Source organism: Candidatus Eremiobacteraceae bacterium (genome assembly GCA_035295225.1).
In the GTDB taxonomy this organism is placed as follows: Bacteria; Vulcanimicrobiota; Vulcanimicrobiia; order Eremiobacterales; family Eremiobacteraceae; genus JABCYQ01.
Genome location: DATGJI010000049.1, coordinates 45,933 through 72,405, shown reverse-complemented (window position 1 = coordinate 72,405; position 26,473 = coordinate 45,933). Strand labels below are relative to the sequence as shown.

The following is a 26,473-nucleotide window of genomic DNA, read 5'->3' as shown; positions in this document are numbered from 1 at the left end:
TTGCTTCGCCGATTGGTCATAGCGCTACTCGCGTGCGTGGTGTGCGCCTCGTCGGGGCTGCCTGCCGCGGCGGGCACAACGGGCACTTTGCGCGGCAGGGTCGTGGATTCAGGCACGGGCGCGCCGGTGGCGGACGCGAAGATCGCGGTCTCCTCGCCGTCGCAATCGGAGACAGGCGTCAGCGATGCGGGCGGGTTCTTCAGTTTCCTTTCGCTTTCACCGGATACGTACACCGTGACGGCCACGAAGGCGAACTACGACGTCGCGAGCGTCCCCGGCGTCACGGTGATCTCCGACCAGGTCCGCAGCGTCACCATAAGCCTGCGACTATCCGTGCGGACCCTGGCGACCGTCTCGACGCGAGGCACGGCGTCGCTGGTGAGACCGGGCACGACAAGCGACGTCTACTCCGTCAACGCGGCTGCGCAACGCGCGTCGGCTTCGCTCGCCGGATCCGGCGGCCTCAATCAGGCGTATAGTTCGATCGCGAGCGCTGCGGGCGTCGTATATCCGCAGGGTCAGCAAGGTTGGAACCAGAGCGTCTTCATCCGCGGCGGCGACTACGATCAGGTCGCGTACGAAGTGGACGGCATACCCGTGGTCCGGCAATCCGACTCGTCGCCCGTTGCGACGCTCACGAGCCTCGGCAATCAGGAAGTCCAGGTCTATACGGGCGGCACACCCGCGTCCGCCGACGCGTCCGGACTAGCCGGGTACGTCAACCAGGTCATAAAAAGCGGTACGTATCCGGGCTATGCGAATTTCACCGCGGGCGTCGGCGCTCCCGCGCTTTACAACAAGGCGCTGTTCGAGTACAGCGGCGCGACCCCGGACCGCAATATCAGTTACTACATCGCGACGGCCATCATCAGTCAAGACTATCGTTACGGTTCGGAAAACAACGGCGTGAGCAATCCGCTTTTCTTCTATCCACTATACATCCCGTCGCACAACGGACAATCTTCCGGCGGCTATTGCAACATCGCGCCCTGCGTTTTCGACGGCTCGGGCACGCCGATATTCGCTCCTGGATACAACAACGCGATCGGTCACACCGATGATCATGAGACGTTGTTGAACTTCCACTACCGCCTTGGCCATCGATACGATTCGAACAAGGACGACGTGCAGCTGCTCTACATGAACGGCGATATCTTGCAGAAGTTCTACGGCTCGCCCGATGACCTTCAATGGTTCGTCAACGGTTTTCCGCAAGCGACGTTTGGCGGCAACGTGCCGTTCTTCGACGGCTTTGCATACAACGGCCAAGTCTTCGCGCCGCCGGATCCGACTAAGGGATCGGTCGTGCTGTTCCCCAACGTCACACATCAAGTCGGCGATATCATCCCACCCGAGATGCGCGAGGGCTCGGATAATGGCGTCGGGCTGACGAAGCTGCAGTACCAGCGCAACATCAACGCAAAAAGTTTCCTGCGGCTCTTCGGTTACTCGCAGTATGCCAACTGGTTCATAACCGGACCCGTAAGCGCACAACAGACGTACGGCGGACAGCTTCCCGATTACGAAGTGCTCGATCACACGTATGGTGCGAACCTCGTCTATTCGAACCAGCTCAGCGACAAGCACCTGCTCAACTTCACGGCCTCGTATCTCACAGCGAAGCTGCAGACCTATAGCGCGCAGTTCTACAGTTTCAACTACTTCTGGAACGCGCAGTCGAATCTCATCGATGGCGCAGGCAACTGCTATAGCTACGTCACAGGCGTGCGCACGAGCTGCTTCAACGCGACGGATGGAGCGGGAAATCCCACTTTTGGCAACATCACGGGGATAGTCGGCGGACAAGCACAAGGCTTGAGTCCGGGAAGTCCGCCGGCCGGTTCGCCGGCTGCGCTCGCCGGAGCTCAATGGATCGTCACAGAGAACGGCCAGGCCGCGCAGGTGGATAACGTCACCCCCTACACGACCGGCTTCTCGCTCACCGACAACTACCGCCCGAATGACAAGCTGAGCCTGACGCTCGGCATCCGGCTTGAGAACTACAAGTTCCGGCTTCAGGATCTTTCGTCGGGCTATCCAGCAAGAGCGTTCTGGTTCAAGGCGTTCAACAACGAGTATTGCACGGATCCAGGCGTGGGCGCCGTTCAACGGTCGTTTGATCCGAACACCGGTGCAGAGTCACCGTGCCCGGCGGGAACAACCCCGTCGCAGCTTGCGAATTTCGCGGGCGGCACGGAGAATTTCACGGTTCCGCAGCCGCGCGTGGCGTTCTCGTACTCGCTCTCGCCGGATACGGTTATCCGCGGCTCTTACGGGAGATATGCGCGACCGCCGTCCACATCGTATCAGGAGTACAACACGTTCCAGCAGAACCTGCCGGGCTTCATCGGTCAGTTTGTCGGGTTCGGCTACAATACGCCCGTGCATCCTGTCTATCCCGACACGTCGAACAACTTCGATCTGTCGCTCGAGCAGCATCTCCGCGGCACCGACATCGCCTACAAGATCACTCCGTTCTTGCGCGACACTCAGAATCAGCTGCAGAACATCGCACTCAACGCGCAAGGCGTCGACGCCGGCATCAACACCGGCCTCGCGCGATCGACAGGCGTGGAGGTCGCTCTCAACAAAGGCAATTTCGACCGCGACGGCTTTGCATTCGACGTTTCGGCGACATGGACGCACACGGTCGTCAAGTACGGGCCGTTCCCAAACGGCAAGAACGTCATCGATCTCCTCAACAATTACATCGCTGCGTACAACGCGTTTACATCCGCGGGCGGCGGTTCGGCCACCTACGTGAATAACGGCGTGACGGTTTCCAACCCCTACTTCAACGACAAGCCCCAGCCGCTGTTCGATCGCAACGGCGAATACACGCCGTATGACCTGATCCCGTCGCCGTTCAACGGAGCGATCGGGTACGACGTGCCGTTCACGGCCTCGTTCGTCCTCGGTTATAAACACGCGAAGTTCAACATCAGTCCCACGTTCACTTTCAGCTCCGGCACGTGGTACGGATCGCCGCTCGTCTGGCCCGGATATGATCCCACGTCCTGCACCGGCGTCGTCAGCGGCACGACTGCGGACACGACGACGTGTTCGAACTTCATCTTCATCCCCGATAAATACACGGGCGTTTTCGATAACATGGGGGCGTTTCGTGAGCCGTCGCGTCTGACCGCCAATCTCGCGCTTTCGTACGACGTGACGCCTCGTATCAAGACCACCTTGACGTTTGCCAACCTCGTGGATCAGTGCTTCCAGCGCGGCGAGCCGTGGGATGCGGGCAATACGTGCATCTACGCCCAGCTCGCATCGAATCTGCTCGCACCCGCGGGCAATTTCGTCGCGAACCCGCCGATTCAGTTGCGCTACCCCTACGGCAATTGGTACTACAATCAGCAAGTCGGTGCGGAAGGCCAGAAGATCCCGCTTCAGGCGACGCTCGAGACGAACTTCAAACTCTAATGGCGCGTTCGGGATTGACCGACGGGCTGCGGCGCGCGCATGCGGCCTATCTCGGTTCGGCGGCGACCGGACTGCCGGTCGACGAAGTCGACGCGTTGCAAGAGCAAGCGCTGTCTGACCGGCGCACCTTTCTCGCCGGCGCCGGCGCCGCTCTCGCGGCAGCGGCGCTCCGGCCGACGCCCGCGTTCGCAGGAAGCGCACCGCGCGTCGTCATCGTCGGCGCCGGTCTTGGCGGGCTGACGTGCGCATATCGCCTGCATCAAGCCGGCGTCAAAGCAGCCATTTACGAAGCCAACAGCGGTGTTGGCGGTCGAACGTGGACGCTGCGCGACTACTTCGACGATGGTCAGATCGCGGAGAACGGCGGCGAATTCATCTCGAGCGAACACGCATCGATCCGCGCGCTCGCCAAAGAACTTGGATTGGACCTCGTCGACGTTCGCGCAGCTCAAACGGCGGGGACCCAAGAACTCTATTTCGTCCGCGGCGAGCGCTACACATATCGCGAGATGCTCGCAGATTACGCGCACGTCTATCCCAAGATCAAAGCGGCTGCCGACGCCGGTTATCCATGCGTCTACAATAAGTACACGCCCGCCGGAAAGGCGCTCGACCAGATGTCCGCCCGAGAGTGGATAGAGAGGAACATCCCCGGCGGCACGTCTTCGAAGATCGGCTGGCTGCTCGACATCGATGCCACGACCGAGAACGGCGGCGAAGCCGACAAGCAGTCATCGCTGGAGCTCATCGGGATGCTCGGCTACATGCCGTCCTACAATCCAAGAGGCGGCTTCTATCTCGTCGGCACCGACGAGAGATATTGCGTCAAGGGCGGAAACGATCAGATCGCGGCGCGGCTCGCGAGCGCGCTGCCGGATGGCACCGTGCACACCAACAGCGCACTCGTCGCGCTGCGTCGGCGTTCCGACGGCTCCTACGTCTGCACGTTTGAGTCGCAGATGCAGAGCGTCGACGTCGCCGCGGACCACGTGATTTTGGCACTCCCGTTCACGACGTTGCGCCGCGTGGATCTCTCGCGCGCCGGCTTCGACGCGTTGAAGATGCGCGCGATCCGCGAACTGCCGCTCGGCACGAACACGAAGATCTATATGCAGTTCACAAGCCGTCCGTGGCTGCACACGGGATACAACGGGTTCACCTATGCGGACACAGGCTATCAGCAGACGCTTGATTCAAGCCGCGGGCAAGCGGGCGATAGCGGCATTCTCGAATTCTACTCAGGCGGAGTCGTAGGCGCTTCCCATGGACCGGTATCGTTCGCGCCCGCATCGGCGGAAACAGCGCGCAAACAACTGGCGGGCCTCGAGCCGCTCTATCCCGGCATCACGAAAGCCTGGAACGGCAAAGCATTTCTGGACTACTGGACGGGCGATCGCTGGCACAAAGGATCGTATTCATACTGGGCCGTCGGCCAGTGCACCGGATTCGCAGGTTACGAACGCGCGCGTCAATCCAACGTTCACTTCTGCGGCGAGCACACGGCGGTGAACTTCCAGGGTTTTATGAACGGCGCCGTCGCGACCGGTGAAGCGGCCGCCGACGAGATCCTCGGGCTACGCAAAGCCCGTAACATCTGACATGGCAACCGAAGCGATCCGGGGCGTCGCGCACTCAGGTTTACGGCGCAACTGCCTGTCGGTCTGGGAAGTCACCGCGCAGTCTGTCGCAAACATCTCGCCGACCGCCACGCCGGCGCTCGTCGTACCAGTCGTCTTCGCCATCACGGGCAACGGCACGTGGCTCGCGTATGTCTTTTCGACGCTCGCGCTCATCCTCGTCACGCTCTGCATCAACCAGTTCGCGCGCCGATCGGCCTCACCAGGTTCGCTCTACACGTTCGTCGCGCAGGGGCTTGGCCCGACGTGGGGCGTGATCACCGGCTGGTCGCTCGTCATCGCGTATCTCGTCATCGGCGGATCCGTGCTTGCGGCGCTGGCCAACTACATCACCGTGCTCGCGCAAGCGGCCGGCATCGGACAATTCGATCAAGGTTTGACGTTCGCGGCAATCGTCGCCGGCGGTATCGGCGCGTGGTTCATAGCGTATCGCGACATCAAGCTGTCGGCGCAACTCATGCTCGCGCTCGAGTTCGCGTCGATCGCATTGATCCTCATCCTCGTGGCCGCATACTTCCTCAAGACCCACCACGCCATCGACCCGGCGCAGTTGGCGCTCAAAGGCGTTTCGGCTGCGAGTTTCCGCCAAGGACTCGTGCTCGCGATCTTCAGTTATGTCGGGTTCGAGAGCGCGACTGCGCTCGGCCACGAAGCGAAAGATCCTTTGCGGACGATTCCGCGCGCCGTCATCGGTACGGTCATCGCCGTCGGCGTGCTGTTCGTCGTGACCTCATACACGCTCGTGCTCGCGTTTCACGGTCAATCCACGACGCTCGACCAGGCCAATGCGCCGCTGAGCGTCCTCTCTCAACTCGCCGGAATACCGGCGTTCGGCATCGTGATTGCCGCCGGCGCAGCGACGAGTTTCTTCGCGTGCGCGCTCGCGTGCATCAATTCCGGATCGCGCGTGCTCTTCGCGATGGCCCGGCACGGCCTGTTCCATGCGTCGGCCGGTGATGTGCACGCAAGCCATTCGACGCCGCATGTCGCCGTGAACCTTTCGTCTCTCGTCGTTCTGATCGTGCCGCTCGTGCTCTTCGCTCGTCACACCGCGCTCTTGGACATCTTCGGCTATCTCGGCACGATCGGCACGCTCGCCGTGCTGTTCGCGTATCTGCTCGTCGCGGTGGCGGCGCCGCTCTACCTCCGCAAGCGCGGCGAACTCACGGTATCGGCGGCGGTTATCGCATTGGCCGCGGTCGTCGCGGTTCTCGTGCCGATCCTCGGCAGTCTCTTCCCTGTGCCGCCGGCACCGTACAACATCCTTCCGTATGTCTTCTTAGGCCTTCTGGCCGTCGGCGGAGGTCGATTCGCGTATCTTGCCGTCGCCAAGCCGACGGTCATCAAAGAGATCGAAGCCGATCTTCTCGTGCAAGGCGAGGGCGCGTAGGTCAGCGGCGCGATCGGCGTCAAACAAGCGGTCCATGGCGCGCGCTGAGATCATCACCATCGGCACCGAGATGCTGCTCGGTCAACTCGTCGACACCAACACCGCGGAAATCGCGAAGTCGCTCTTCGAGATCGGCGTGGACGTGTATCGCGAGACATCCGTCGGCGACAACGAAGATCGTATCGCGACAGCAGTGCGCGAAGGCCTCGCTCGCGCAGACGTGATCGTATGCGCGGGAGGACTCGGGCCCACCGTCGATGACATGACGCGAGGGGCTATCGCGGCTGCCGTCGGGGTCCCGCTCTTGGCGGATGAGGCGAGCATGCGCCACCTCGAAGCGCTCTTCGCGCGTGTGGGCCGGCCGATGGCCGAGAACAACCGTCAGCAAGCGCATTTTCCGCTCGGCGCAGAGATATTTCCCAACCCGCACGGCTCCGCACCCGGCTTCGTGGTCGAGCGTGACGGGCGCGCGGTGTTGGCTTTGCCGGGACCACCGCGCGAACTGCTGCCGATGCTTCGCGACTGTGCTATCCCATGGATCGAACGCCGATTCGAGCCGGGCGCCGCCCTTGTCACGCGCGTACTTCGAACGGCCGGTGTCGGAGAGTCCGATCTGGATGCGCGCATCGCAGATCTGTTCCGGGCACAGAAGAATCCCAGCATCGCAATGCTGGCGCATCCCGGTCTCGTCGACGTCAAGTTGACGGCGAAGGCTGAAACGCGGGCACGTGCAGCGGCGATGATCGATGAACTCGAGGCGATCGTGCGCCGGCGTTTGGGCGATTGCGTGTACGGCACCGGGGACGATTCGCTCGCCGGCGTCATCGGCGATCAGCTGCGAAGTCACGCTCTGTCGCTTGCCGTCGGCGAATCGTGCACGGGAGGCCAGCTGAGCGCGGCGTTCGTCGCCGTGCCCGGCGCGTCGGAGTACTTCCGCGGCGGCTGCATCGCGTACGCCGATCAAGCGAAGACCTCGCTGCTCGGCGTCGCGCCGGATCTGCTCGAACGCCACGGCGCCGTCAGCGAAGCGGTGGCAGCCGCGATGGCATTGGGTGCGCAGTCATCCCTGGGCGCGGACGTCGCCATGTCGACGACGGGCGTCGCCGGCCCCGGCGGCGGCACTGCGGAAAAACCGGTCGGGCTCGTCTACGTCGGCCTGGCGATGCCAGGGGGCGCGGTAACCGTCAGGCGGCTCGATTGGCCCGGGGCGCGCGAAGCCATCCAGCGCCGTGCCGTCGTCGCCGCGCTGACCATGCTTTGGCGCGAGCTTTCGATTCGTGCAGCCGCATAGGGGTAAGAGATATCGAGACACTTCTAACAGTCCGAACACGTTAGAAGTACGCCGCATCGCCGCCGCATGGAGTCGCGCAATGAAATCGGTCCGGATTGTCCTGTTCGCCACGATCCTTGCGTCAGCGAGCATGTCGCTTTCTGCATGCGGGGGCAGCAGCTCGACTCCCGCTCCGACACCGAGTTCAAGTCCGCCGCCCTGCAGCACGATGCAATCGATCGAAAAACGCGTGACCGGGCCGGACGGCAGGCCGATGGCGATCCGCGTCGCGCTGCCTGCGGACAAGTTGCCCCAATACGATCCGACGCGAATCGTCGTCCGGTTCGCGCCGTCCGCATTTCGCGCAGACCAGGCGGCAAAAATAGAAAGTCAAGTCAGCAGGATAGGCGCAACGCCGCTGGGCCTGACGAACAGCCTCGGGTTCCAAGTCTTCACAATGCCGCGCGGGAGTGATTCCGATCGCGCGATCGCCGCCATGCGCGCTATGCCCGGTGTCCAATCGGTGACGCACGATGCCTACCGGTACGCACTCGCCGTGCCCAACGACCCTTCGATGCAGAACGATTACATGCAATGGAGCATGTTCGATATCAATATGCCTGGTGCATGGAATCTGTCGACGGGCAATCCGGCCGTGAGGATCGCCGTCATCGACACGGGTGTCGATCTGACAAACGCTGACGTGGCGACCAAAGTCGTGGGTCAGCATGTTTTCGTATCCGGGGCGCCGGTAGGCGCAACTGTCCAAGACGATGATGGCCACGGCACCAATGTCAGCGGCATCGCCGCCGCAGACACGAACAACGCGCTTGACGTAGCAGGCGTCGGCTACAACGTCGGCCTTGTCGATGTCCGCGTGTTCGGCCACCCGACGCAGGCGTGCCAGAATCCGAGCGCCTTTGCGAGCGATATCGCCAACGGCATACTCTGGGCGATCTCTCCGCCGCAGAGCGCAAACGTCATCAATTTGAGCCTGGGATCGGCGAGTGCGGATCCGAACGAAGAGAGCGCGGTAGCCACAGCGATCGCCCAAGGCGTCTCGGTCGTCGCAGCGGCAGGCAACGACGGCGCGAACTCCATCGATTTCCCCGCGGCCGACGCGGGAGTGATCGCGGTCGGCGCTACGGTGTTGAACGACGTGACTCCGAACGATCCGACGGGAGCCGTCGAAGTCGTGGCGGGCTATTCAAACTTCGGGCCGCAGCTCGCGGTCGTCGCGCCGGGCGGCGGCCCGACGCAGGCGCAAGTGTCCGCCTGCGCGCAGAACTTCGCGAGTTGCGACTACTTGCAATGGATCTGGAACCTCTATTCAAACACCGCTTTCGGCGGCGGCGCATCTGAGGCGCTCTTCGCGGGCACGTCGCAAGCCACGCCGCACGTAGCGGGCCTTGTCGCGCTCATGAAGAGCAAGGCGCTCGCCGACGGCAAATCGCTCTCGCCGGCGACGGCACGCCAGCTCATCGTCACCCATGCCGTCAACATAGGCGATCCGCACCAGGGGGCCGGCCGCATCGACGCGCAGGCGACGCTGGCCGATCCGCAGATCTGAGGTCGGGAGTGATCAAAAACATTAAGGCGGGGCTCCCAGGCGTTAAAAAACTTGCGCGGGGGGCACACCTTGTGTATAGTAACGTCGTGAACGCGTGCAACGCCCGCCTTGTAGCGGGCGCATTTCGGTAGTGGCGCAACGGGGTCTCGCCCGGGTCTTGGGCCTGGGCGACCTTTCGATTCTTGCTTCCGCCAGCATGGCTCCCGCGTATTCCATCGCAACCACTTTCGGCATCATGATCGCGGCCGCCGGCGCGGGCGCGCCGCTCGCCCTGCTGTTCCTCGCGATTCCCGTCGGCTTCATCGCGCTCGCTTTCCATAGACTGTGCGCCGTCCGACCGGATGCGGGTTCAACGTATGCGTGGTCGCGCATCGTGTTCGGTCGTACGGCCGGCGCGTTTTCGGCGTGGATCGTCGTGCTCTCGTATTTCTTCGGCGCAGTCGCAGCGGTCGTTCCCGCCGGAACGTATACGCTCGAGCTGCTCTCAAATCCGCAGATCCATCTGCTGAGCCCGTCACTCGTCGACCAGCCTGCCGCAGTCGCGGTGGCCGGCGGGCTGTGGGTGATCGGCGCGAGCGCCTTGCTCATCGGCGGCGTAAAACCGACTGCCAACGCTTCGGGTCTTTTCCTCTGGATCGAGATCGGTGCGCTGCTCGCGTTTGTCGGCATCGCTTTCGCGCATCCCGTGGCACACGGCGCCGCGCCGGTCACGTCGCTTTTCACGCTTGGGCCGCTGGGACTAGCCGGCTTTGCAAGCGCCACGGTTTCGGCAATTTGGGTGATCGACGGCTGGGAAGTCTCGAGCTGCACATCGGAAGAGGGCAAAGGCACCACAAAGGATCCAGGCAAAGGCGGCATCATAGGATTGATCGCGACCACCGCGCTGACGCTGCTCTGCATGGTCGCGTTCATGCGTATCGGGCCGTTGCGTGCGTTCTCAGATCACTCGTCGGACACGCTCGCGTACATCGCCGGACAGCTGGGCGGCGGCGTCTATACGGATATCATGATCGCCGTCGTGCTGCTTTCCACAGGTGCGACGTTGTGGACCACACAGCTCGGCCTCTCGCGCATCGCATTTTCGATGGCTCGCGATCGGCTTTTCCCGCGCGTGCTGACCGACGTGCATCCGCAGTTCGGCACGCCGCATATCAGCATCGCGACGATCAACGTCGGCGTGCTCGTGGTCACGCTGCTGACGGGGTTCGCGCCGAACGTCAACGCGCAGTGGACATACGTTCTCGATACCGAGACGTTCGTGCTCGGGCTCACGTTCATCATCACCGGCCTCGCCTGCGCGACGCACTTCCTACGGGCAGGCGTGCCGGCCACCGATCTCACGCGGGTCGTTTTGCCGATGATCGGCGTCGTGACGATCGTGGCGTTGCTGGCCGTCAATTTCGCAAGCCTTGCGCCGAATGTCCAGTGGCTGGCGGTCGGGGCGCTTGCGGTCGGTGTGGTGTATGCCGCCGCGATGCGGCGGCGCCTTGTGCCCTTGGAGCAACGTCCCGCGGCATAATCAGCTAAACCTTATCCGCCCGCTGTCCCTCTTGGTCGTTCCATCCGATATATTAGGATATATTGGCGGTTCGGCGCGAGCGTCGCTTGACAGGAGAGGGTTCCGGGATGCTGCCGGTATGCACTTTGGCGATCTTGATCACCGCAGCGTCGCCTTTGGCCGCATCGCCGAACGCTGCGGTTTCCTCGGCGGCCGCCACTCCATTTCCGTACGTCACGCCGGCGCCGCAGCCGGGCTCGGCGACCTCAACACCCATGCCCGCCGCCTCCCCGACTTCTCTTGCCGATTCGTTCGATGGCGTCACGCTCGGAGATACGCGAGCCGCCGTATCGAAAACATTAGGCCGGCCGCTGCAAGTCGTGCCCGTGAACGTCGGCGAACTTTGGACGTGGAATGCAGACGGCGGCAATGCCGTTCTCGCCGTTGTCTTCGCGGGCGATGCCGCGCTCAGCGTGACGTTGAGCCCGAGAGGCTCGAAGAAGTCTGTTCTGCAGGATCCGTACGGCGTTTCGCTCGGTATGACCGTCGACCAAGTGACGTCGCTGCGCGGCCGGCCTATCACCGTTGCCGACAACGGCAACCGTGTTTACGGCGATGCCGCCGGCGTCCGCTGGGTATATGGTTTTGATGCGGGTGTCGTGACCGACATCGACCTGACCGAACCGGCACGGGTCGTCGCGACGCCTGCTCCCGCGAGCTTGGATTCATCGAACGGCCGCAACGGCTCGACCATGTTGAAAGCGGTGATCGTCAAGGCAGACTCCGCGGCGGCCGGCCTCGACCTCGAATACGCGTACATCAAAGGATTGACGTGCGGCCAAGGCAGCTCGTGGAACGTCGTGACGCAGACCACTGTCGCCGACGGCGAGAAGTGGTACGACGAGTTCGACGTCATCTGCGCGGGAGACAAGTCCACCAACGTCATCTACTTCGACGTCTCGGCATTCGCAGGCAAATAGCTCCGCGAAAGGCGCCGGCGCGAAGCGCGCAGAACGGTTCCATCTCTCCCCTGAATTGATCCGCAGTGCGCATACTTCGGCGCACCGCTTTGGCTTCCGAGCGGAGGTTGTGGTATGGCGCGCCCGATGACTATGACGGAGAAGATATTGGCGGCCCACGCAGGCGCGGGCACGGTGGCGCCAGGCGATATCATCTCGATCGAGCTCGATCTCGTCATGGCGAACGAGCTGTCCGCCGCCGTCGCGATCACGGAGTTCAGGAAGATCAAGGGCGCCGACAAGGTCTGGGACCGGAACAAGATCGCCCTCGTGCCGAGTCACTTCACGCCGAACAAAGATATCGCAACCGCCACGCTTTCGAAGATGATGCGCGACTTCGCCACCGAGCACGCGATCGAGAACTATTTTGAAGTCGGCAGAGGCGGGATCGAACACGTGGTGCTGCCGGAGAACGGTATGGTGGGCCCCGGCGAGACGATCATCGGGGGCGATAGCCACACAACGACGTACGGCGGCATCGGCGCCTTCGCGACCGGCGTTGGTTCCACGGATATCGCCGCTGCGTTTGCGACGGGTGAGATGTGGCTTCGCGTACCGCATTCGATCAAGATCATCTTTGAGAACGGTCTGCGCAAGTACGTTTCCGGCAAAGATCTGATCCTGCGCGCGATCAACGAGCTCGGCGTGGACGGCGGCACGTATGCAGCGCTCGAGTTCACGGGACCGGCGCTCAAGGATTTGCCGATGAGCGGGCGTTTCACGATGGCGAACATGTCCATCGAAGCGGGCGCGAAGAACGGCATTTTTCCGGTCGACGCCACCACCGAAGCCTACTGTGCGGCGGTCGGCAAGAAGAATTACACCATCTATCATGCCGACAAAGATGCGGAGTACGCGCAGACGATCGTCATCGACTGCGCGCAGATCGAACCCCAGGTAGCAATACCGTGGCTGCCCGACAACACTAAAAACGCATCGGATCTGCACGACATAACCGTGAATCAAGCGGTGATCGGCACCTGCACGAATGGCCGCATCGAAGATATGCGTCAGGCCGCGGAGATATTGAAGGGCCGCAAAGTACATCCGTCGATCCGCGCCATCGTCATCCCGGGCAGTCAAAAAGTGTACATGCAGTGCATCAAAGAAGGCTTAGTTGAGACGTTCATCGAGGCCGGCTGCGTCGTTTCGACGCCGACATGCGGCCCGTGCGTCGGCGGACACATGGGCGTGTTGGCGGACGGCGAACGCTGCATATCCACCACCAATCGGAACTTCCGCGGCCGAATGGGCCACGTGAAGAGCGAGGTTTATCTCACCGGGCCTTATGTGGCAGCCGCCACGGCCGTCGCCGGATACATCTGCGGTCCGGAAGAGCTCACCGCGAAGGTGCCGGCATGATCCTCAAAGGCGCTGCGCACAAGTACGGCAAGAACGTCGATACCGACGTCATCATCCCCGGCCGCTACTGCAATCTGATCGATCCGGTGGAACTCGGCAAGCACGCGCTTGAAGATCTCGACGCCGATTTCGTTAAGAAGGTCAAACCCGGCGACCTTATCGTCGCCGACACGAACTTCGGCTGCGGATCCTCACGCGAAGTAGCTGCGGTCGCCCTGAAAGGCGCGGGCGTTTCAGGCGTCGTCGCCAAATCCTTTGCCAGGATTTTTTATCGCAATGCCATCAACACCGGCCTGCCGATCTTCGAATGCGTCGAAGGTGTGGACGGCATCAAGGACGGCGATTCGATCACGGTCGACGCCGCGAACGGCGTGATCACAAACGAGTCGACGGGCAAAGCGTATTCCGCGACGCAGATGCCGCCCTTCATGCAGGATCTGATCGCCATGGGCGGCTTACTCCGTTACGTCGAGAAGCGGCTCGTCGAGAAATCGAAGTAATCCGTGCCCGCGCCATACACGATCGCCGTCATCCCAGGTGACGGTGTCGGTCCCGAAGTGACCGACGAAGCCCTGAAAGTCCTCGAGCGCGCGGCAAGTCTATTCAAGTTTTCCTATCGCACCACCATGTATCCGTTCGGTGCCGATCACTATTTGGCCACGCACGAATTCATGCCGCCCGGACAGCTCGACGAATTCAGATCGATGGACGCGATCTACCTGGGCGCGATCGGAGACCCGCGCCTGCCGCCGGGCCTCGTCGAACGCGGCGTCATCGCCGCAACGCGATTCGGGCTCGATCTCTACATCAATCTGCGCCCGATCAAGCTCTACGCCGAGCACCTCTGCCCGCTCAAGGGAAAGACGCCGCGCGACATCGACATGGTCGTGGTGCGCGAGAATACCGAAGACCTCTACACCGGTATCGGCGGGCATTTCAAGAAGGGCACGCCGGATGAAGTCGTCATCGCCAATCAGATCTTCACGCGCAAAGGCGTCGAGCGTGCCATCCGCTACGCGTTCGAGCTCGCGCGCGCCCGCGGCGGCAAGAAGAAGCTGACGCTCGTCGACAAGTCCAATGCGATCGAGGTACAGCAGCTCTGGCGCCGGACGATGGAAGAAGTAGGCCCAGAATTCACGGACATCGAGCAAGAATTCGCGTACGTAGACGCCGCGTGCATGTGGATGGTGAAGAACCCCGAGACGTTCGACGTGATCGTGACGACCAATCTCTTCGGCGACATCATCACGGATCTCGGCGCGATGCTGCAGGGCGGAATGGGCGTCGCGGCATCGGGGAATATTCACCCGGGCAAAGTCTCGCTCTTCGAGCCCATCCACGGCTCGGCGCCGAAGTACAAAGGCCGCAACTCGGTGAGCCCCGTCGCGGCGATCGCCGCCGTCGGTATGCTCTTGGACTACGTCGGTGAGCGCCGCGCGGCGGCCGCGATCGAGAACACGATCGCAAGCCTCTTGTCGAGCAAGCGTATACCGTCGCTCGACGCCTCAAGTGGCCTGAAGACGAGCGAGATCGGCGATCTCGTCTGCGCTTCATTGGCGTGACGGAACGCGCCGATCGCCGGCTCATCTCGTCGGGCGCACCCTGGGAGGCGACCGTCGGCTACTCGCGGGCAGTGCGAGCGGGTGCGCTGGTTTTTGTCGCCGGGACGACCGCAGTAGACGAGCGCGGCGAGGTCATCGGTGACGGCGACCCGTACCGGCAGGCTAAAGCCGTGCTCGGGAAGATCGAAGCGGCTCTCGCGCAAGCGGGCGCGAGCATACGGGATGTGGTGCGAACGCGCATCTTCGTGACGGATATCGCATTTGCCGAGCAGGTCGGGCGGGCGCACGGCGAATCATTCGCGCATATCAAACCCGCGTCGACCCTCGTCCAAGTCGTGCGGCTGATCGATCCGCGGCTGCTCGTCGAGATCGAAGCGGACGCCATCGCGCGCGAGTAAACGCGCACCACCCATTCAAGCGCACCAAAAGGAAGCACCGTCATGGCCTCATCAGTCCGACCCGACATTGTGATCGTCAACGGCGCGCGAACGCCGTTCGGCAACTTCTGCGGAGCGCTGCGCGACGTCTCCGCGATCGATCTCGGTGCCGCTGCGGCGCGAGGGGCGCTCGAGCGTTCGAGAGTCGATCCATCGCGCATCGACCAGGTCATCTTCGGCAATGTCATCCAGAGCAGCGTCGACGCGATCTACGGCGCGCGGCACGTCGGACTGAAAGCAGGCTGCCGCCGCGACGCGTCGGCCCTGACGCTGAACCGCCTGTGCGGCTCCGGCCTGCAAGCCATCGTGACGGGCGCGCAGCAATTGCTGTTGGGTGAAGCGGCGTACGTGCTGGCCGGCGGCATGGAGAACATGAGCCAAGCACCGCACGTCGTCCGCGGGGCGCGCTTCGGCCTGGCGCTCGGACAGCAGACGAAATTCGAAGACACGCTCTGGGAGGGCCTCACGGACTCATACAACGGCATGCCGATGGCGATCACGGCAGAGAACCTTGCGCGCAAGTATTCGATCTCGCGGGTCGCAAGCGACGAGTTCAGCCTGCGTTCTCAAGCCGGAGCAGCCGCGGCGATCAAGACCGGGTTCTTCGCCGAAGAGATCGTGCCGGTCGAAACTCCAGGGCGTAAAGGTCCGGTCGTCATTTCAGCCGACGAAGGGCCTCGACCCGAAGTCACGATGGAGCAGCTCGCGCGCCTTCCGGCCCGCTTCGTCGAGGGCGGAGTTGTGACACCGGGCAACGCAAGCGGAATAACGGACGGCGCCGCGGCGGTGGTGTTGACCACAGCGGACCAGGCCGCGCGCGACGGCCTATCGCCGATCGGACGGCTCATCGCCTGGGGCGTCGTCGGGGTGGACCCGGACATCATGGGCATCGGTCCGGCGTTCGCGATTCCTCAAGCGCTCGAGCGCGCAGGGATGAAACTACGGCAGCTGGACGTGGTAGAGATAAACGAGGCGTTCGCGCCGCAAGTCTTGGCGTGCGCCCAGGAGTTGGACCTCGACATGGATCGGCTGAATCCTAACGGCGGAGCGATAGCGCTCGGCCATCCCCTCGGTGCGAGCGGTGCCCGCATCACCTACTCGCTGCTGCACGAACTTCGGAGACGCAAGCAGCGCTTTGGCGTCGCGAGCGCTTGCATCGGCGGGGGCCAGGGCATCGCGGGCATCGTCGAAGCGCTCTGATGCCGGCGTGCCGGAAGTGCGGCGCGGCGCAACCCGAACGCACGGCGTTCTGCACGGCTTGCGGTGCGGTCATGGACCGGCCGGATACCGCGGCGCCGGCTCAATCGCAGTCCGCACCGCGCCCGGCTTCGTCGGCGACGAAGCCGACGTCAACAGCCACGCCCATGGTTGCGCCGGCCACGCCGGAGATCGGCGACGTCGGCGTCTATATCGCGCGGCGCACGACCGCTCTGGTCTTTGATATTTTCGGGGCAGGCTTTCTCATCGCGCTCGGCGTTTTGGCCGCGTTGAGCGCTCTACACGACCGCGCGGGCGGCGCCGGCTGGACCGTGGACGCCGTGCTCTGGCCTGCGGTCGGTGCCGCCATCATACTGTATTGCGTCATCGCGGAAGCGATGTTCGGGGCGACGCTCGGCAAAGGTCTCGTCGGCCTTGGCGTGGTGCGCACGGACGGCAGACGGATTGGAATGGGCCGCGCACTGATCCGCAACATCGTGAAGCCGCTCGATCTCTGCGCGATCGGCTTCGCTCTTGCGACCGTCACAAGCCGGCGACAGCGACTCGGAGACTTCGTTTCGGGTACGCGCGTGGCGAATTCGCGGATGGGGCGCCTCGCGCCGCTCGCGGCCCTCGCGGTCACCGCCGCCGTCTCGTGGGCAGTCTTCGGCTGGGCGGACGGCGCGAGTGCGTCGCAGCAGCTCGTCCAGCTCGCGCGCACCCAAGTCGCCCGCCTCTGAATGAGGCTTTGAATGAAGGGGCCGACGTTCGTCGGCCCACGCCGACAGTCGATCCCCGATGTTAGGATCCGGTGAAGCGCGGAGCGCGTTTTTCCAAGAAGGCGGCGGTGCCTTCGCGTGCATCGGCGCTGATCGCGATGGCCCCGAATTCTTCGGCTTCGAGGTCCAGCGCATCGTGAAGATCGAGCATCATTCCCTTATGGATCGCGCGCTTGGTCGCGTCGATCGCCAGAGGCGCCTTTGCGGCGACGACGCTCGCGATGCGTTTGACTTCCGTCATAAGCGCTTCCGGCGCCACGACTTTCTCGACGAGGTTTGCCTGCTTGGCTTCGTCGGCTGTGATCATCTCGCCGGTGAGCAGAAGATAAGAGGCCATGCCTTGACCGACCAGCCGCGGCAACCGTTGCGAACCGCCGAAACCGGCGATGATGCCCAAGTTCACTTCCGGCTGACCCAGCTTCGCGTTTGAGGCGGCGATGCGCATGTCGCCGGCCATCGCAAGCTCGAGACCGCCGCCGAGCGCAAAGCCGTTGATCGCCATGATGAACGGCAGACGAGAATGCTCGATCTTCGCCGTGACACGATGTCCGGCGCGCGCCTTGGCGGAGGCCGCTGCTCGATCTTCAAGCCGGCTGAGTTCTCCGATATCCGCACCCGCCGCAAACGCCTTGTCGCCGGCGCCGGTGACGATGACAGCTCGGATGTTCGGATCGGCCTCCAACTCGTCGATCACCGTGACGAGTTCGGAAAGCACGGCTTCGTTGAGCGCGTTAAGGGCCTTGGGCCGGTTGAGCGTGATCGTCGCCACGCCCGCGCTCTTCTCTAAAAGGATGGTCTCGTAGTTCACTCTTGTCTCCTCACGTGCCGGCCGGATAGGCCGTATCCAGAGCTGCGGCAGTCACCACGAGCGCTTTCGCGGCTCCGATATACCCGAGCAGACTCGAGACGCTGCCTTTGTCGAGCGCGAGCCTGCGCAGCATGATCGCTGAGACCACTTCGAGGTGACCGTCCAAGACCTGCTTCCAGACCGCGAACGATCCGCTGATGATGAACCGTGCCCGCTCGTCATCGGCAGCGATCGCCGGTCGCGCCTCGCGGCACTCGCCGCGCCAAAGATCGAGAAACGCGCAGACTTTTTGCGATCCGTCTTCCCCGCACGCGCAGAGGATCAGCGGCCATTCCCACTGCGCGGCCGCGTCCCTATAGGCCACGTTGGCATTGAGTTCACTTTGCCACGCGTTCAGCCAATCGCCGCCGAACAGATCCAAACTCACGCAAGCTTACTTCTTCGTGGCTGTTGAGTAGTCATAAAAGCCGCGGCCCGACTTTCTGCCATGATGTCCTGCGAGCACCATGCGCTTGAGCAGCGGGGGCGGCGCCATCATCGGGTCTTTGAACTCATCGAACATGATCTCGGCGATGAAATACGTCGTGTCCAAGCCGACAAAGTCGAGGAGCGTCAGCGGTCCCATGGGATAGCCGCAACCGAGCTTCATGCCTTCGTCGATGTCTTCGCGAGAAGCGAGGCCGGCTTCGTACGCCCGGATGGCGTAGAGCAGATAGGGCACGAGGAGCCGATTGACGATAAATCCCGGCGTATCTTGCGCGAGCACCGGCGTCTTGCCTAACTTCTTGGCGAACGCATACAGCGCGTCGATCGTCTCCTGGCTCGTCACGATCGTCTTGACGACTTCGACGAGTTTCATGATGGGGACCGGGTTGAAGAAGTGGAGACCGGCGACCAGCTCCGGACGCTTGGTCGCAGCCGCCATCTCGATCACGCAGAGACTCGACGTGTTCGAGCAGATGATTGCACCGGGTGCCAGGAGCGAGTCAAGTTTGGCGAAGAGCTCCCGCTTTATCGCCATGTTCTCGACAATCGCCTCGATGACGAGATCGCAAGAGGCAAGATCGGCGACGCTCGTCGTCGTCTTGATTCGGCCAAGCGTTGCGTCGCGAAGACTCGCGTCGAACGGCTGGCCGTCGGGCGTCTTGCCCTTCTCTGCAAATTTGCCAAGTGAAGCGCCGATGGCCGCGACGCCCTTGTCGAGCGCAGTCTGAACGGCTTCGAGTATGACGACGTCATGACCGGCCATAGCCGCGACTTGCGCGATGCCGGACCCCATGAGGCCGCAGCCGCACACGCCGACTCGCTTGATCTCCCGCATGGAAAAAGACCCTTTCGCAAAATGATCGCTGACCTCGACAGGTTGGGTCAAGCAGACGGCGGACCCTGCCTCGCAAGAATTGCGTGCGACGGCAGGGAATGGCAGACGTCCATCGTGCGCAGATATGACATCGTCATGGCGATTGCGACGAGTGCGGCGGCCGCGTCGATCCTCGCAGGTTGCGGTCGTCTTTCCAGCGGCATCGGGCCGCAGCCGCGCGCTCGGCCGGGCGTGCTCCGCATCAGCGACATCTCGGATCCGACGACGCTCAATCCCATGCTTTCCGGCGCAGATTTCGTCTATCAACTCGCGAGCTATACGCTCGAATACTTGGTGCAGCTGGACGATAAGGGAAATATCGTTCCCGTCCTCTGCGAAAGCGTGCCCAGTATCGAGAATGGCGGCGTGAGCCGCGACGGCTTGCGCATCACGTATCGCCTCAGGCGAGGCGTCACGTGGTCGGATGGAGCGCCCTTCACGTCTGCGGACGTCATCGCGTCCTGGCGCCAGGTGATGAATCCGCGTAACAACGTGCAAGAGCGCGACGGCTATACCCAGGTCGTGACGATCGACGCACCGGATGCGCACACAGTGATCGTGCATCTCGCGAAACCATACGCGCCGTTCGTGTCGCGGTTCTTCGCCGCGATCCAAGAGGGGCCGATCGCCGTGATGCCCGCCCACTTGATCGCCGGTTTGAAAGAGATGAACGACGCTCCCTATAGCGCCCAGCCGATCGGCACCGGGCCGTTTGTCGTGCAGTCGTGGGTGCGCGGTGGCCCGATCACGCTTGTCGCCAATCCGCACTACTGGCGCGGCGCGCCGTCGCTGCGCCAGATCATCTTCAGTTCCAGACCGTCGACCGAGAACGAACTCGTCGGATTTCGCGCAGGCGAGATCGACGCCGACTTCGATGCGGGACCGCAACGGTTGCCGCAGTTCGCGACCGTCACCGGCATGCATCCGGTGGTCTCGCCGAGCCTCCGCCTCAGCGTGCTTGATATGAACACGTCCCGTGCGCCGCTCGACGATGTTCTTGTGCGGCGCGCCGTCGCGTTTGCTGTGGATCGCTCGCGTATACTGCACGACGTCGTCCACGATGCGGGCACGCTGGCCGATGAATGGCTGCCGAACTGGAGCTGGGGGTATACGAAGGACGTGCCGCGCTATCCGCACGATCCCGCACGTGCTGCGGCGCTCCTTGACCAAGCGGGTTGGCGCTTGGCGCCGGATGGGTTTCGGTATCGCGCGGGCACGCGACTGAGCATGGTGCTCGTCGCGATCGCCGGTGACGGCGCGGGCGCGCAGCTCGCCGCTCTTGTGCAAGCCGATCTGCGGCGTGTGGGCGCTGACATGACGATAAAAGACTATCCGTACGATTTGATCTTCAATCTGAACGGCCCGGTGCGGACCGCGAACTTCGACCTCGCGACGTACAGTTTTAGCGTCAACTACGATCCGGGCGCGCTCAACGATGACGGTTGCGCATACTTTTCGCCCTCGGGTGCCAACGATAGCAGATATTGCGATCCGCATCTGGACGCCCTGGAGGAAGAAGGCCTCGCGCTCAACGATCGCGCCCGCCGCAAGGTGCTCTACGCCCAGATCCAACGAGTTCGCATGGAGGCCATGGCAGGTCTGCCGCTTTATTTCAGAGATCGCGTCGGCATGGTGACCGACGGTCTTTCAGAGTACGCGCCGTCGCGCGGAATAATCCCGCAATGGCAGTCGTGGCGATGGGCGCTGCATTAGGAGCGCGTTAGCGCGCGAAGAAATCCTCGGCGAGATAGATCCCGTTCGATCCTGAAGCGAGGCCGAATCCAACCGACTGAAATGCGGGATTGAGGATGGCCCGGCGGTGGCCGTCGTCGGGCGGCTGTTCGGCCATCATCATCGCATCGAGTTTATCGATCGCGGTCCACAGATTCTGCTCGTCGCTGAGCTGGAGCCCGTAATAGGCGACATTCTCACCGTAGAGCGACGCACGACCGCCGAAGCTCTTGAAGCGCTCAAACGGGCTGCGCCCCATGCTGTCCGTGTGACGCATGATGCCTGCGTTTTCCATATCTTCGGCCTGCATCTCTGCCGCAGAACCGGCGGTGCTGTCGAAGGCGAGCGGACGAAGTCCGGCGGCCGCGCGATGCGCATTCAGCAGGCCGAGCAGCCGATCGCGCAGTGCCCGCATCATGTCGTCGGGCGGAGCAGCGCTCCCGGCTCCGGAACGCGGGGCGGGCGGCGCGAACGTCATCACGCCGTTTTCGTACACGATGGAGAGGTTGAGAAAACTCGCGATGGCGCGCGACTCCGCGTAGTGCAGCCCGTCGTCGATGACCATGGGCCCGATGTACGCGTGGTCGCCCACGACCAAGTGACCGGCGTTGAGGGAGTATGCGATCTGCATGGATGCGAGCAGCGGCTCGACTGCGACGAGAACGTGCTCGCCATCCGCGAGCGTCGGGATCGACGAAGCCGGCGCGCATTGCATGCATGCCAAAGTCAGCGCGGCGATCGTCGCGCACAACGTGAATGCAGGTCGTCGGAGCATCGAAGGTACGGTGGTCTCCCTTGTTCAACGCATCGAATCGATTGTTCCCAGAAACGCGTGCGCGGCGCGGTGACGGAGACCACAAAACGTTGACGATCGCAAACAATGTGACGGTCGGCACTTCGCCGCTCGACCAAGCGCTGTTCCCTGTCTGCGAGCGCTGGGCGTATTGCAACCATGCGGCGGTGGGCCCGCTGCCGCGGCCCGCGCATGCCGCGATGGTCGCCGCGATGGATGCTCAGATGGCCGATGGTTGCAACGGCATCCTCGATATCGAATCCCGTAAGGAAGACGTTCGCGCTGCGGTCGCCGCGGCGATCAATGCCGAAAGCGATGAGATCGCGTTCATGCGCGCGACGTCGGACGGCGCGCTCCTGGGCGCCAACGGCATCGACTGGCGGGCCGGCGACGAGATCGTGTTGACCGACAATGAGTTCGGCGCGAACGCCTATCCATGGCTTTCCCTGCGTGACAAAGGCGTGCGTGTGAAGCTCCTGCGCGCACCGAAGGAGCGGCTGACGGTTGAGACGCTCGAGCGCGTCTCAAGTCCGCGCACGCGTCTTGTCGCCGTTTCGTTTGTCAGCTTTGGCGACGGCTATCGCCATGATCTTGCGGCGCTCGGAGCGTGGTGCCGTGAACGCGGCATCATCTTCGCGATCGACGCGATCCAGGGCTTTGGACAGCTTCCTTTGGACGTGCGCGCATGCGGAGCGGATCTGTGCTACTTCGGCGTGGCGAAATGGCTGCTTTCGCCACAGGGCTTGAGCGTCGTTTTTGTGAGCCGCGATCTTTGCGATCGCCTCCGGCCCACGTCTGCTTCATGGCGCTCGGTCCGAGACCCGATGAACTTCCTCGACTACGCGCAAGAATTCGCAACCGGCGCCGCCCGATTCGAAGGGGGAACGATCAACTACCCAGGCTTGATCGCTTTCGGCGAGAGTCTGCGGCTGCTCGACAAGGCCGGATTCGAAAAAATAGAAACGCACGTGCTCGCGCTGACGGACCGGCTGATCGCGGGTTGCGGCCGAGCTGGCCTCGATGTCTTGAGTTCCGTCGCGCAGGGAACGAGGTCGGGCATCGTGTTGGTCGGACGCGGGGGCCGTAGCGTGGCCGAACTGCAGCGTCGCGTTGACGACGCGCGCGTTCAAGTCACCGTGAGAGAATCGGGAGTTCGCGTTGCGCCGCACGGGTACAACACCGCGGCCGACATCGATCGCGTGCTCGACGCGATCGTCTGATCAGTAGCCGGTGTCGGAGACTTGCGCCGTCGTCATGACTGCGTCGCTCATCCCATGAATGAGGCGCTTGTCGGCCGGCGCGATCGTGGCGAGGACGCCGGAAAGCACGGCTTCGTCGCCCGCGACGAAATAGTAAGGACAGAGCCGAACGCGGCCATCCATCGGCCGGACGCCGCCGGTGACGTTGTCCAGGTACGAAACTTGAATGCGCTTGCCTTTGTGGAAGCGCTGCAGGATGTGCGGTGTGCGCTCGAAGATCGCGAGACCGCCGTCGATGACGGCCATCCATTCGTCGTGCGTGAGATCGTTCGCGACATGCACGCCCCTGCTGCCCCACGCGAGTTCGCTGAAACCCGACGGCTTGACGACGAACTGCCGCTCCGATTTGGATAACCCGTACAGCTGGCTCCATGCCTGCAGCGGACGGCCATCGGTGTTCAATCCGGCGATCGCGGCCTGCGGCGGCAGCGGGCGCGGATCGAGTATCCACGTCTGCGGAAATATCTTTATCAGGCGCTCAAACGTCTCCGACCCGAGCTCCTTGCGCCAGAGCGTCTCGAGAGCAGGGTTGTGGAACAGAGCGAAAAGCAGTTTCTCCTCGAGGAACGACTTCGGCGGCGGGGTGAATGCGACGCGTTTGTGCCGCGCCGAATAAAGCATGAGTTCTTGTTTAGGAATGTTGAGCAGATCGAAGAGTTCGAAGAACCGATAGAGGACGTCGACTTTGCGCCGGCCCTCCGGCGTGTCCACGACCAGCGCCTCTTCGGTGAAGATGACCTCGTCGGGTGAGACCGCGACCGCCTCCGCTAGACCGGTGCGAGTCACCGCGCCCGCAAGCCAGTCCATCTCGCCGCGATAGTCATGCGATTCGCGCGAGATCGTGATCGCGACCACCGGTTTCTCTTTGCCGTTCGTCAGCGCGCTCAGCATTTGCACGAAGCCGCGCACGATTCCATCGAACTCGCCGATCTGATCGAAGCCGAGCTGACAGTACGTCTCGCCCATCGCGCCGACAAAGCCGAGACCGCCGGGTACGGAGTCCAATTCGCTCGCGATAAATCCGTCATCGGTGAGGATGACGTCGGGCCTGATCACGCCGGGGATGTCGTTCTTGAAGCGGTTTTGCCGCTGCAGCCGGACGATGTGCTCCGGCTTGCCCATCTCGAGATATTCGGCTATGAACGGCGGGGCCGTCCTGCGCACGCTGCGATAATACAGTTTGTTGACAGCGCGATAAAACGCGAGCAGATCGGCGCCAAGGATTTTGAACGCCGCGACCGTGGATGGCTTGAGAGGGAACGGTTCCGGAGAGATGCGCCAAGCGGTCTGGGCGACCTCCGCTTGGTCCGGTCCGGCGACGCTGCGGAAGAGATCCGGGGGAAGATGCTCTGCGACGTAACGCGCCCTGTCGGGAGGGGAGAGTACTTCGTGCGCGTTTGCGCTGCACGGTGCGCGCATCAACAGCCTCCGTGAGGCGTGCGGCTTGGACACGCCGGCGGCAGTTTCGGTTGCTTGTTCATCCGGAAGAGGTGGCGTATCACGAACGGATCCTTATCGTCGCATAGATTTCGCCGAGCCCGTTTGCCCGGCATTTGTGTCCACTCCTTCCGGCGCCGGACCGCCAAGGCTGCTTTCGTCCGCGCGACGAATCCGCGCCGGTCATGTCGGAAACGATAGTCGAAGCGCGGCGGCTCACAAAAAATTACGGCGCCGTACGCGCCGTTCGCGGGATAGACTTCGACATCCGCCGGCAGGAGTGTTTCGGATTTCTCGGGGTCAACGGTGCCGGCAAGACCACGACGATGAAGATGGTCTATTGCCGGATCGGTGCCACGAGCGGCACGTTGCGCGTCGTGGACCTCGACGCCGCTTCGCATTCAGCTGAGATTCGACGCAGGCTCGGCGTCGTGACGCAGGCGAACGCGCTCGATCCGGAATTGAGCGTTCTCGATAACCTGCTGACGTATGCGTCGTTTTTCGATATCCCGGCGGCCCGATGCAAAGCAAAATCAGAGAACGCTCTTGCGCTGCTCAACCTCTCAGGGCGTACGCGCGACCGGGTGAGGGATCTGTCCGGCGGGATGCAGCGGCGGTTGGTCATCGCCAAGGCGCTTGTGACCGATCCCGAACTGTTGATCCTCGACGAGCCGACGACGGGCTTGGACCCACAGGCACGCCTGCTCGTCTGGGAAACGCTAGCGGCGCTGAAGCGAAGCGGCCTCACGATCGTACTCACGACACACTATATGGACGAGGCAGCGCGTCTTTGCGATCGCATCGCGATCATGGACGAAGGCCGCATCTTCGCCTTAGGCACGCCGGCGGAACTCATCGCCGCCTACGCCGCGCCCGATGTGCTCGAGGTCAGCGGCGCGGACGGCGCCGCGCTTGCAGCGGCGGCCGGGGGCCTGCTCGTCCGGCGCGAACGGCTCGGCGCCACCGATTATCTCTACACGCTCGACAACGGGGCCTTGCTGCGCGCGCTTACGGCGCACGGTATCGAGCTGCAGCGGCATGTCGCTAGACCGGCCACGCTGGAAGACGTCTTCTTGAACATCACGGGCCGGGAGCTGCGCGATTGAATCCGTTGCGCGCCTTTTTTCGACCGAATGCGTGGCGGGTGTTCCGCCGCAATCTCCTCGCGTGGAAGACGTTCGCCTGGTCGAGCATCACGATCAACATCGTTGAGCCGATCGTGTATTTCGTTGCCTTCGGCTACGGCTTCGGCGCGTATTTCAGCTTCGGCGGTCATGGGTCTCTATTGCAGTATCTCGGTCCGGGCATGCTCGCGCTGACCGCAGTCAACGCCGCTACGTTCGACGCTGCGTGGGGCGGCTACGAGCGGCTGACGACGAACGGCGTCTATGAATCCATGGTCACCGCACCGGTCGAACCGGAGGAGATCGCAGCCGGCGAGTATCTCTGGCAGGCGTTCCGCGCGACGCTGTACGGCGCCATCTTTCTCGGCGTGATCGCTGCGCTCGGTCTCGTGCACTCGTGGCTGGCGCTGCTCTGTCTTCCGGTGCTCGCGCTCACCGGCGTGCTCTTCGCGATTCCGGCACTCTATGTCGCGTTCATCGTCAAAACGCCGGAACATCTCTTCTATTACTTCGCGCTGCTGGTGACGCCGCTCGTGATGTTCGCCGGGGTGTTCTTTCCTTTGGATAGGTTACCGCGTTGGACGCAGGATGTCGCGTGGGCCACGCCGCTCTATCACGCGGTCATCGCGTGCCGCTCCCTGATCGCCGGCACGCCCACGATCGGCACGCTCGAAGAAGTGGGCTGGCTGGCCGTTGCGATAGTCCTCGTCGTCTGGCTGCCGCAGCGCGTCTTACGCCGCCGCCTCTCCGGCTGAGCACGTCGCGTGCCTAAGGGCCGGCTTGAAACGTGGGCCGACTGGCGTCGGCC

At 63.1% G+C, this 26,473-nt stretch carries 22 protein-coding genes; 17 read left to right on the top strand and 5 right to left on the bottom strand.

All coding sequences use genetic code 11. The features are described 5' to 3' along the window. From VKT51_07965 to VKT51_07905, 13 genes are all read left to right on the top strand, one after another. The gene (locus VKT51_07965) at window positions 1–3,432 is read left to right on the top strand and encodes a TonB-dependent receptor (protein ID HLJ84089.1); all 3,432 of its coding nucleotides are present in this window, start codon (window positions 1–3) and stop codon (window positions 3,430–3,432) included. Further along, window positions 3,432–5,030, top strand: a complete 1,599-nt coding sequence (locus VKT51_07960) for an NAD(P)/FAD-dependent oxidoreductase (protein ID HLJ84088.1) — start codon at window positions 3,432–3,434, stop codon at window positions 5,028–5,030. Before VKT51_07965 ends, VKT51_07960 begins: the two co-directional genes overlap by 1 nt. A 1-nt stretch (window position 5,031) precedes the next feature. After that, window positions 5,032–6,459: an APC family permease gene (locus tag VKT51_07955; protein ID HLJ84087.1), complete on the top strand. Its 1,428-nt coding sequence runs from the start codon at window positions 5,032–5,034 to the stop codon at window positions 6,457–6,459. A 34-nt stretch (window positions 6,460–6,493) separates the two neighbouring features. Beyond that, window positions 6,494–7,750, top strand: coding sequence for a competence/damage-inducible protein A (locus tag VKT51_07950; protein ID HLJ84086.1), 1,257 nt, complete (start codon window positions 6,494–6,496; stop codon window positions 7,748–7,750). Between the two features lie 79 nt (window positions 7,751–7,829). Beyond that, entirely contained in the window at window positions 7,830–9,299 is a 1,470-nt protein-coding gene (locus VKT51_07945) for a S8 family serine peptidase (GenBank protein HLJ84085.1), read from the top strand. A gap of 130 nt (window positions 9,300–9,429) precedes the next feature. Then, window positions 9,430–10,818, top strand: a complete 1,389-nt coding sequence (locus VKT51_07940; protein ID HLJ84084.1) for an APC family permease — start codon at window positions 9,430–9,432, stop codon at window positions 10,816–10,818. 107 nt (window positions 10,819–10,925) lie between these two features. Then, window positions 10,926–11,777 (top strand): hypothetical protein, encoded by an 852-nt coding sequence (locus tag VKT51_07935; GenBank protein ID HLJ84083.1) that lies wholly within the window; start codon window positions 10,926–10,928, stop codon window positions 11,775–11,777. A gap of 132 nt (window positions 11,778–11,909) precedes the next feature. After that, on the top strand, window positions 11,910–13,178 hold the full coding sequence (gene leuC, locus VKT51_07930) for a 3-isopropylmalate dehydratase large subunit (GenBank protein HLJ84082.1): 1,269 nt from the start codon (window positions 11,910–11,912) through the stop codon (window positions 13,176–13,178). After that, on the top strand, window positions 13,175–13,678 hold the full coding sequence (locus tag VKT51_07925; protein ID HLJ84081.1) for a 3-isopropylmalate dehydratase small subunit: 504 nt from the start codon (window positions 13,175–13,177) through the stop codon (window positions 13,676–13,678). The genes leuC and VKT51_07925 overlap by 4 nt, the downstream gene beginning before the upstream one ends. A 3-nt stretch (window positions 13,679–13,681) precedes the next feature. Then, window positions 13,682–14,740 (top strand): 3-isopropylmalate dehydrogenase, encoded by a 1,059-nt coding sequence (locus VKT51_07920; GenBank protein HLJ84080.1) that lies wholly within the window; start codon window positions 13,682–13,684, stop codon window positions 14,738–14,740. Then, window positions 14,737–15,138 (top strand): RidA family protein, encoded by a 402-nt coding sequence (locus VKT51_07915; GenBank protein ID HLJ84079.1) that lies wholly within the window; start codon window positions 14,737–14,739, stop codon window positions 15,136–15,138. Before VKT51_07920 ends, VKT51_07915 begins: the two co-directional genes overlap by 4 nt. A 42-nt stretch (window positions 15,139–15,180) precedes the next feature. After that, window positions 15,181–16,377 carry an acetyl-CoA C-acyltransferase gene (locus tag VKT51_07910; GenBank protein HLJ84078.1) on the top strand — a complete coding sequence of 399 codons (1,197 nt, stop codon included), beginning with the start codon at window positions 15,181–15,183 and terminating at the stop codon, window positions 16,375–16,377. Continuing rightward, complete coding sequence (locus tag VKT51_07905; GenBank protein ID HLJ84077.1) at window positions 16,377–17,114, top strand: RDD family protein; 738 nt, start codon at window positions 16,377–16,379, stop codon at window positions 17,112–17,114. Before VKT51_07910 ends, VKT51_07905 begins: the two co-directional genes overlap by 1 nt. Before the next feature lie 61 nt (window positions 17,115–17,175). Here the strand turns inward: VKT51_07905 and VKT51_07900 are convergent, their stop codons facing one another. From VKT51_07900 to VKT51_07890, 3 genes are read right to left on the bottom strand one after another with little or no spacing between them, the layout of a single operon-like run. Further along, window positions 17,176–17,961 carry an enoyl-CoA hydratase-related protein gene (locus VKT51_07900; GenBank protein HLJ84076.1) on the bottom strand — a complete coding sequence of 262 codons (786 nt, stop codon included), beginning with the start codon at window positions 17,959–17,961 and terminating at the stop codon, window positions 17,176–17,178. A 10-nt stretch (window positions 17,962–17,971) separates the two neighbouring features. After that, the gene (locus VKT51_07895) at window positions 17,972–18,388 is read right to left on the bottom strand and encodes a hypothetical protein (GenBank protein ID HLJ84075.1); all 417 of its coding nucleotides are present in this window, start codon (window positions 18,386–18,388) and stop codon (window positions 17,972–17,974) included. Between the two features lie 6 nt (window positions 18,389–18,394). Then, window positions 18,395–19,282 carry a 3-hydroxybutyryl-CoA dehydrogenase gene (locus VKT51_07890; GenBank protein HLJ84074.1) on the bottom strand — a complete coding sequence of 296 codons (888 nt, stop codon included), beginning with the start codon at window positions 19,280–19,282 and terminating at the stop codon, window positions 18,395–18,397. A 21-nt stretch (window positions 19,283–19,303) separates the two neighbouring features. Between VKT51_07890 and VKT51_07885 the strand changes: the two genes are divergently transcribed. Beyond that, window positions 19,304–21,034 (top strand): peptide ABC transporter substrate-binding protein, encoded by a 1,731-nt coding sequence (locus VKT51_07885; protein ID HLJ84073.1) that lies wholly within the window; start codon window positions 19,304–19,306, stop codon window positions 21,032–21,034. Window positions 21,035–21,041: 7 nt separating this feature from the next. Here the strand turns inward: VKT51_07885 and VKT51_07880 are convergent, their stop codons facing one another. Then, window positions 21,042–21,827: a CAP domain-containing protein gene (locus VKT51_07880; GenBank protein HLJ84072.1), complete on the bottom strand. Its 786-nt coding sequence runs from the start codon at window positions 21,825–21,827 to the stop codon at window positions 21,042–21,044. Window positions 21,828–21,916: 89 nt separating this feature from the next. On the opposite strand from VKT51_07880, the gene VKT51_07875 reads away from it, so the two are divergent. Beyond that, entirely contained in the window at window positions 21,917–23,065 is a 1,149-nt protein-coding gene (locus VKT51_07875) for an aminotransferase class V-fold PLP-dependent enzyme (GenBank protein ID HLJ84071.1), read from the top strand. Here the strand turns inward: VKT51_07875 and VKT51_07870 are convergent, their stop codons facing one another. Next, window positions 23,066–24,523, bottom strand: a complete 1,458-nt coding sequence (locus tag VKT51_07870) for a hypothetical protein (protein ID HLJ84070.1) — start codon at window positions 24,521–24,523, stop codon at window positions 23,066–23,068. It lies immediately after the preceding gene. Between the two features lie 203 nt (window positions 24,524–24,726). Between VKT51_07870 and VKT51_07865 the strand changes: the two genes are divergently transcribed. Both VKT51_07865 and VKT51_07860 read left to right on the top strand, forming a co-directional pair. Next, window positions 24,727–25,647 (top strand): ABC transporter ATP-binding protein, encoded by a 921-nt coding sequence (locus tag VKT51_07865; protein ID HLJ84069.1) that lies wholly within the window; start codon window positions 24,727–24,729, stop codon window positions 25,645–25,647. Further along, entirely contained in the window at window positions 25,644–26,420 is a 777-nt protein-coding gene (locus VKT51_07860) for an ABC transporter permease (protein ID HLJ84068.1), read from the top strand. Before VKT51_07865 ends, VKT51_07860 begins: the two co-directional genes overlap by 4 nt. Window positions 26,421–26,473: the final 53 nt, after the last annotated feature.

Bases quoted from the DNA above. Each gene is read 5' to 3' on its own strand.
- VKT51_07925 (HLJ84081.1), top strand. From the start codon at position 13,175: ATGATCCTCAAAGGCGCTGCGCACAAGTACGGCAAGAACGTCGATACC.
- VKT51_07960 (HLJ84088.1), top strand. From the start codon at position 3,432: ATGGCGCGTTCGGGATTGACCGACGGGCTGCGGCGCGCGCATGCGGCC.
- VKT51_07950 (HLJ84086.1), top strand. From the start codon at position 6,494: ATGGCGCGCGCTGAGATCATCACCATCGGCACCGAGATGCTGCTCGGT.
- VKT51_07945 (HLJ84085.1), top strand. From the start codon at position 7,830: ATGAAATCGGTCCGGATTGTCCTGTTCGCCACGATCCTTGCGTCAGCG.
- VKT51_07910 (HLJ84078.1), top strand. From the start codon at position 15,181: ATGGCCTCATCAGTCCGACCCGACATTGTGATCGTCAACGGCGCGCGA.
- VKT51_07890 (HLJ84074.1), bottom strand. From the start codon at position 19,282: ATGCGGGAGATCAAGCGAGTCGGCGTGTGCGGCTGCGGCCTCATGGGG.
- VKT51_07955 (HLJ84087.1), top strand. From the start codon at position 5,032: ATGGCAACCGAAGCGATCCGGGGCGTCGCGCACTCAGGTTTACGGCGC.
- leuC (HLJ84082.1), top strand. From the start codon at position 11,910: ATGACGGAGAAGATATTGGCGGCCCACGCAGGCGCGGGCACGGTGGCG.
- VKT51_07935 (HLJ84083.1), top strand. From the start codon at position 10,926: ATGCTGCCGGTATGCACTTTGGCGATCTTGATCACCGCAGCGTCGCCT.
- VKT51_07885 (HLJ84073.1), top strand. From the start codon at position 19,304: ATGATCGCTGACCTCGACAGGTTGGGTCAAGCAGACGGCGGACCCTGC.
- VKT51_07880 (HLJ84072.1), bottom strand. From the start codon at position 21,827: ATGCTCCGACGACCTGCATTCACGTTGTGCGCGACGATCGCCGCGCTG.
- VKT51_07870 (HLJ84070.1), bottom strand. From the start codon at position 24,523: ATGCGCGCACCGTGCAGCGCAAACGCGCACGAAGTACTCTCCCCTCCC.
- VKT51_07905 (HLJ84077.1), top strand. From the start codon at position 16,377: ATGCCGGCGTGCCGGAAGTGCGGCGCGGCGCAACCCGAACGCACGGCG.
- VKT51_07865 (HLJ84069.1), top strand. From the start codon at position 24,727: ATGTCGGAAACGATAGTCGAAGCGCGGCGGCTCACAAAAAATTACGGC.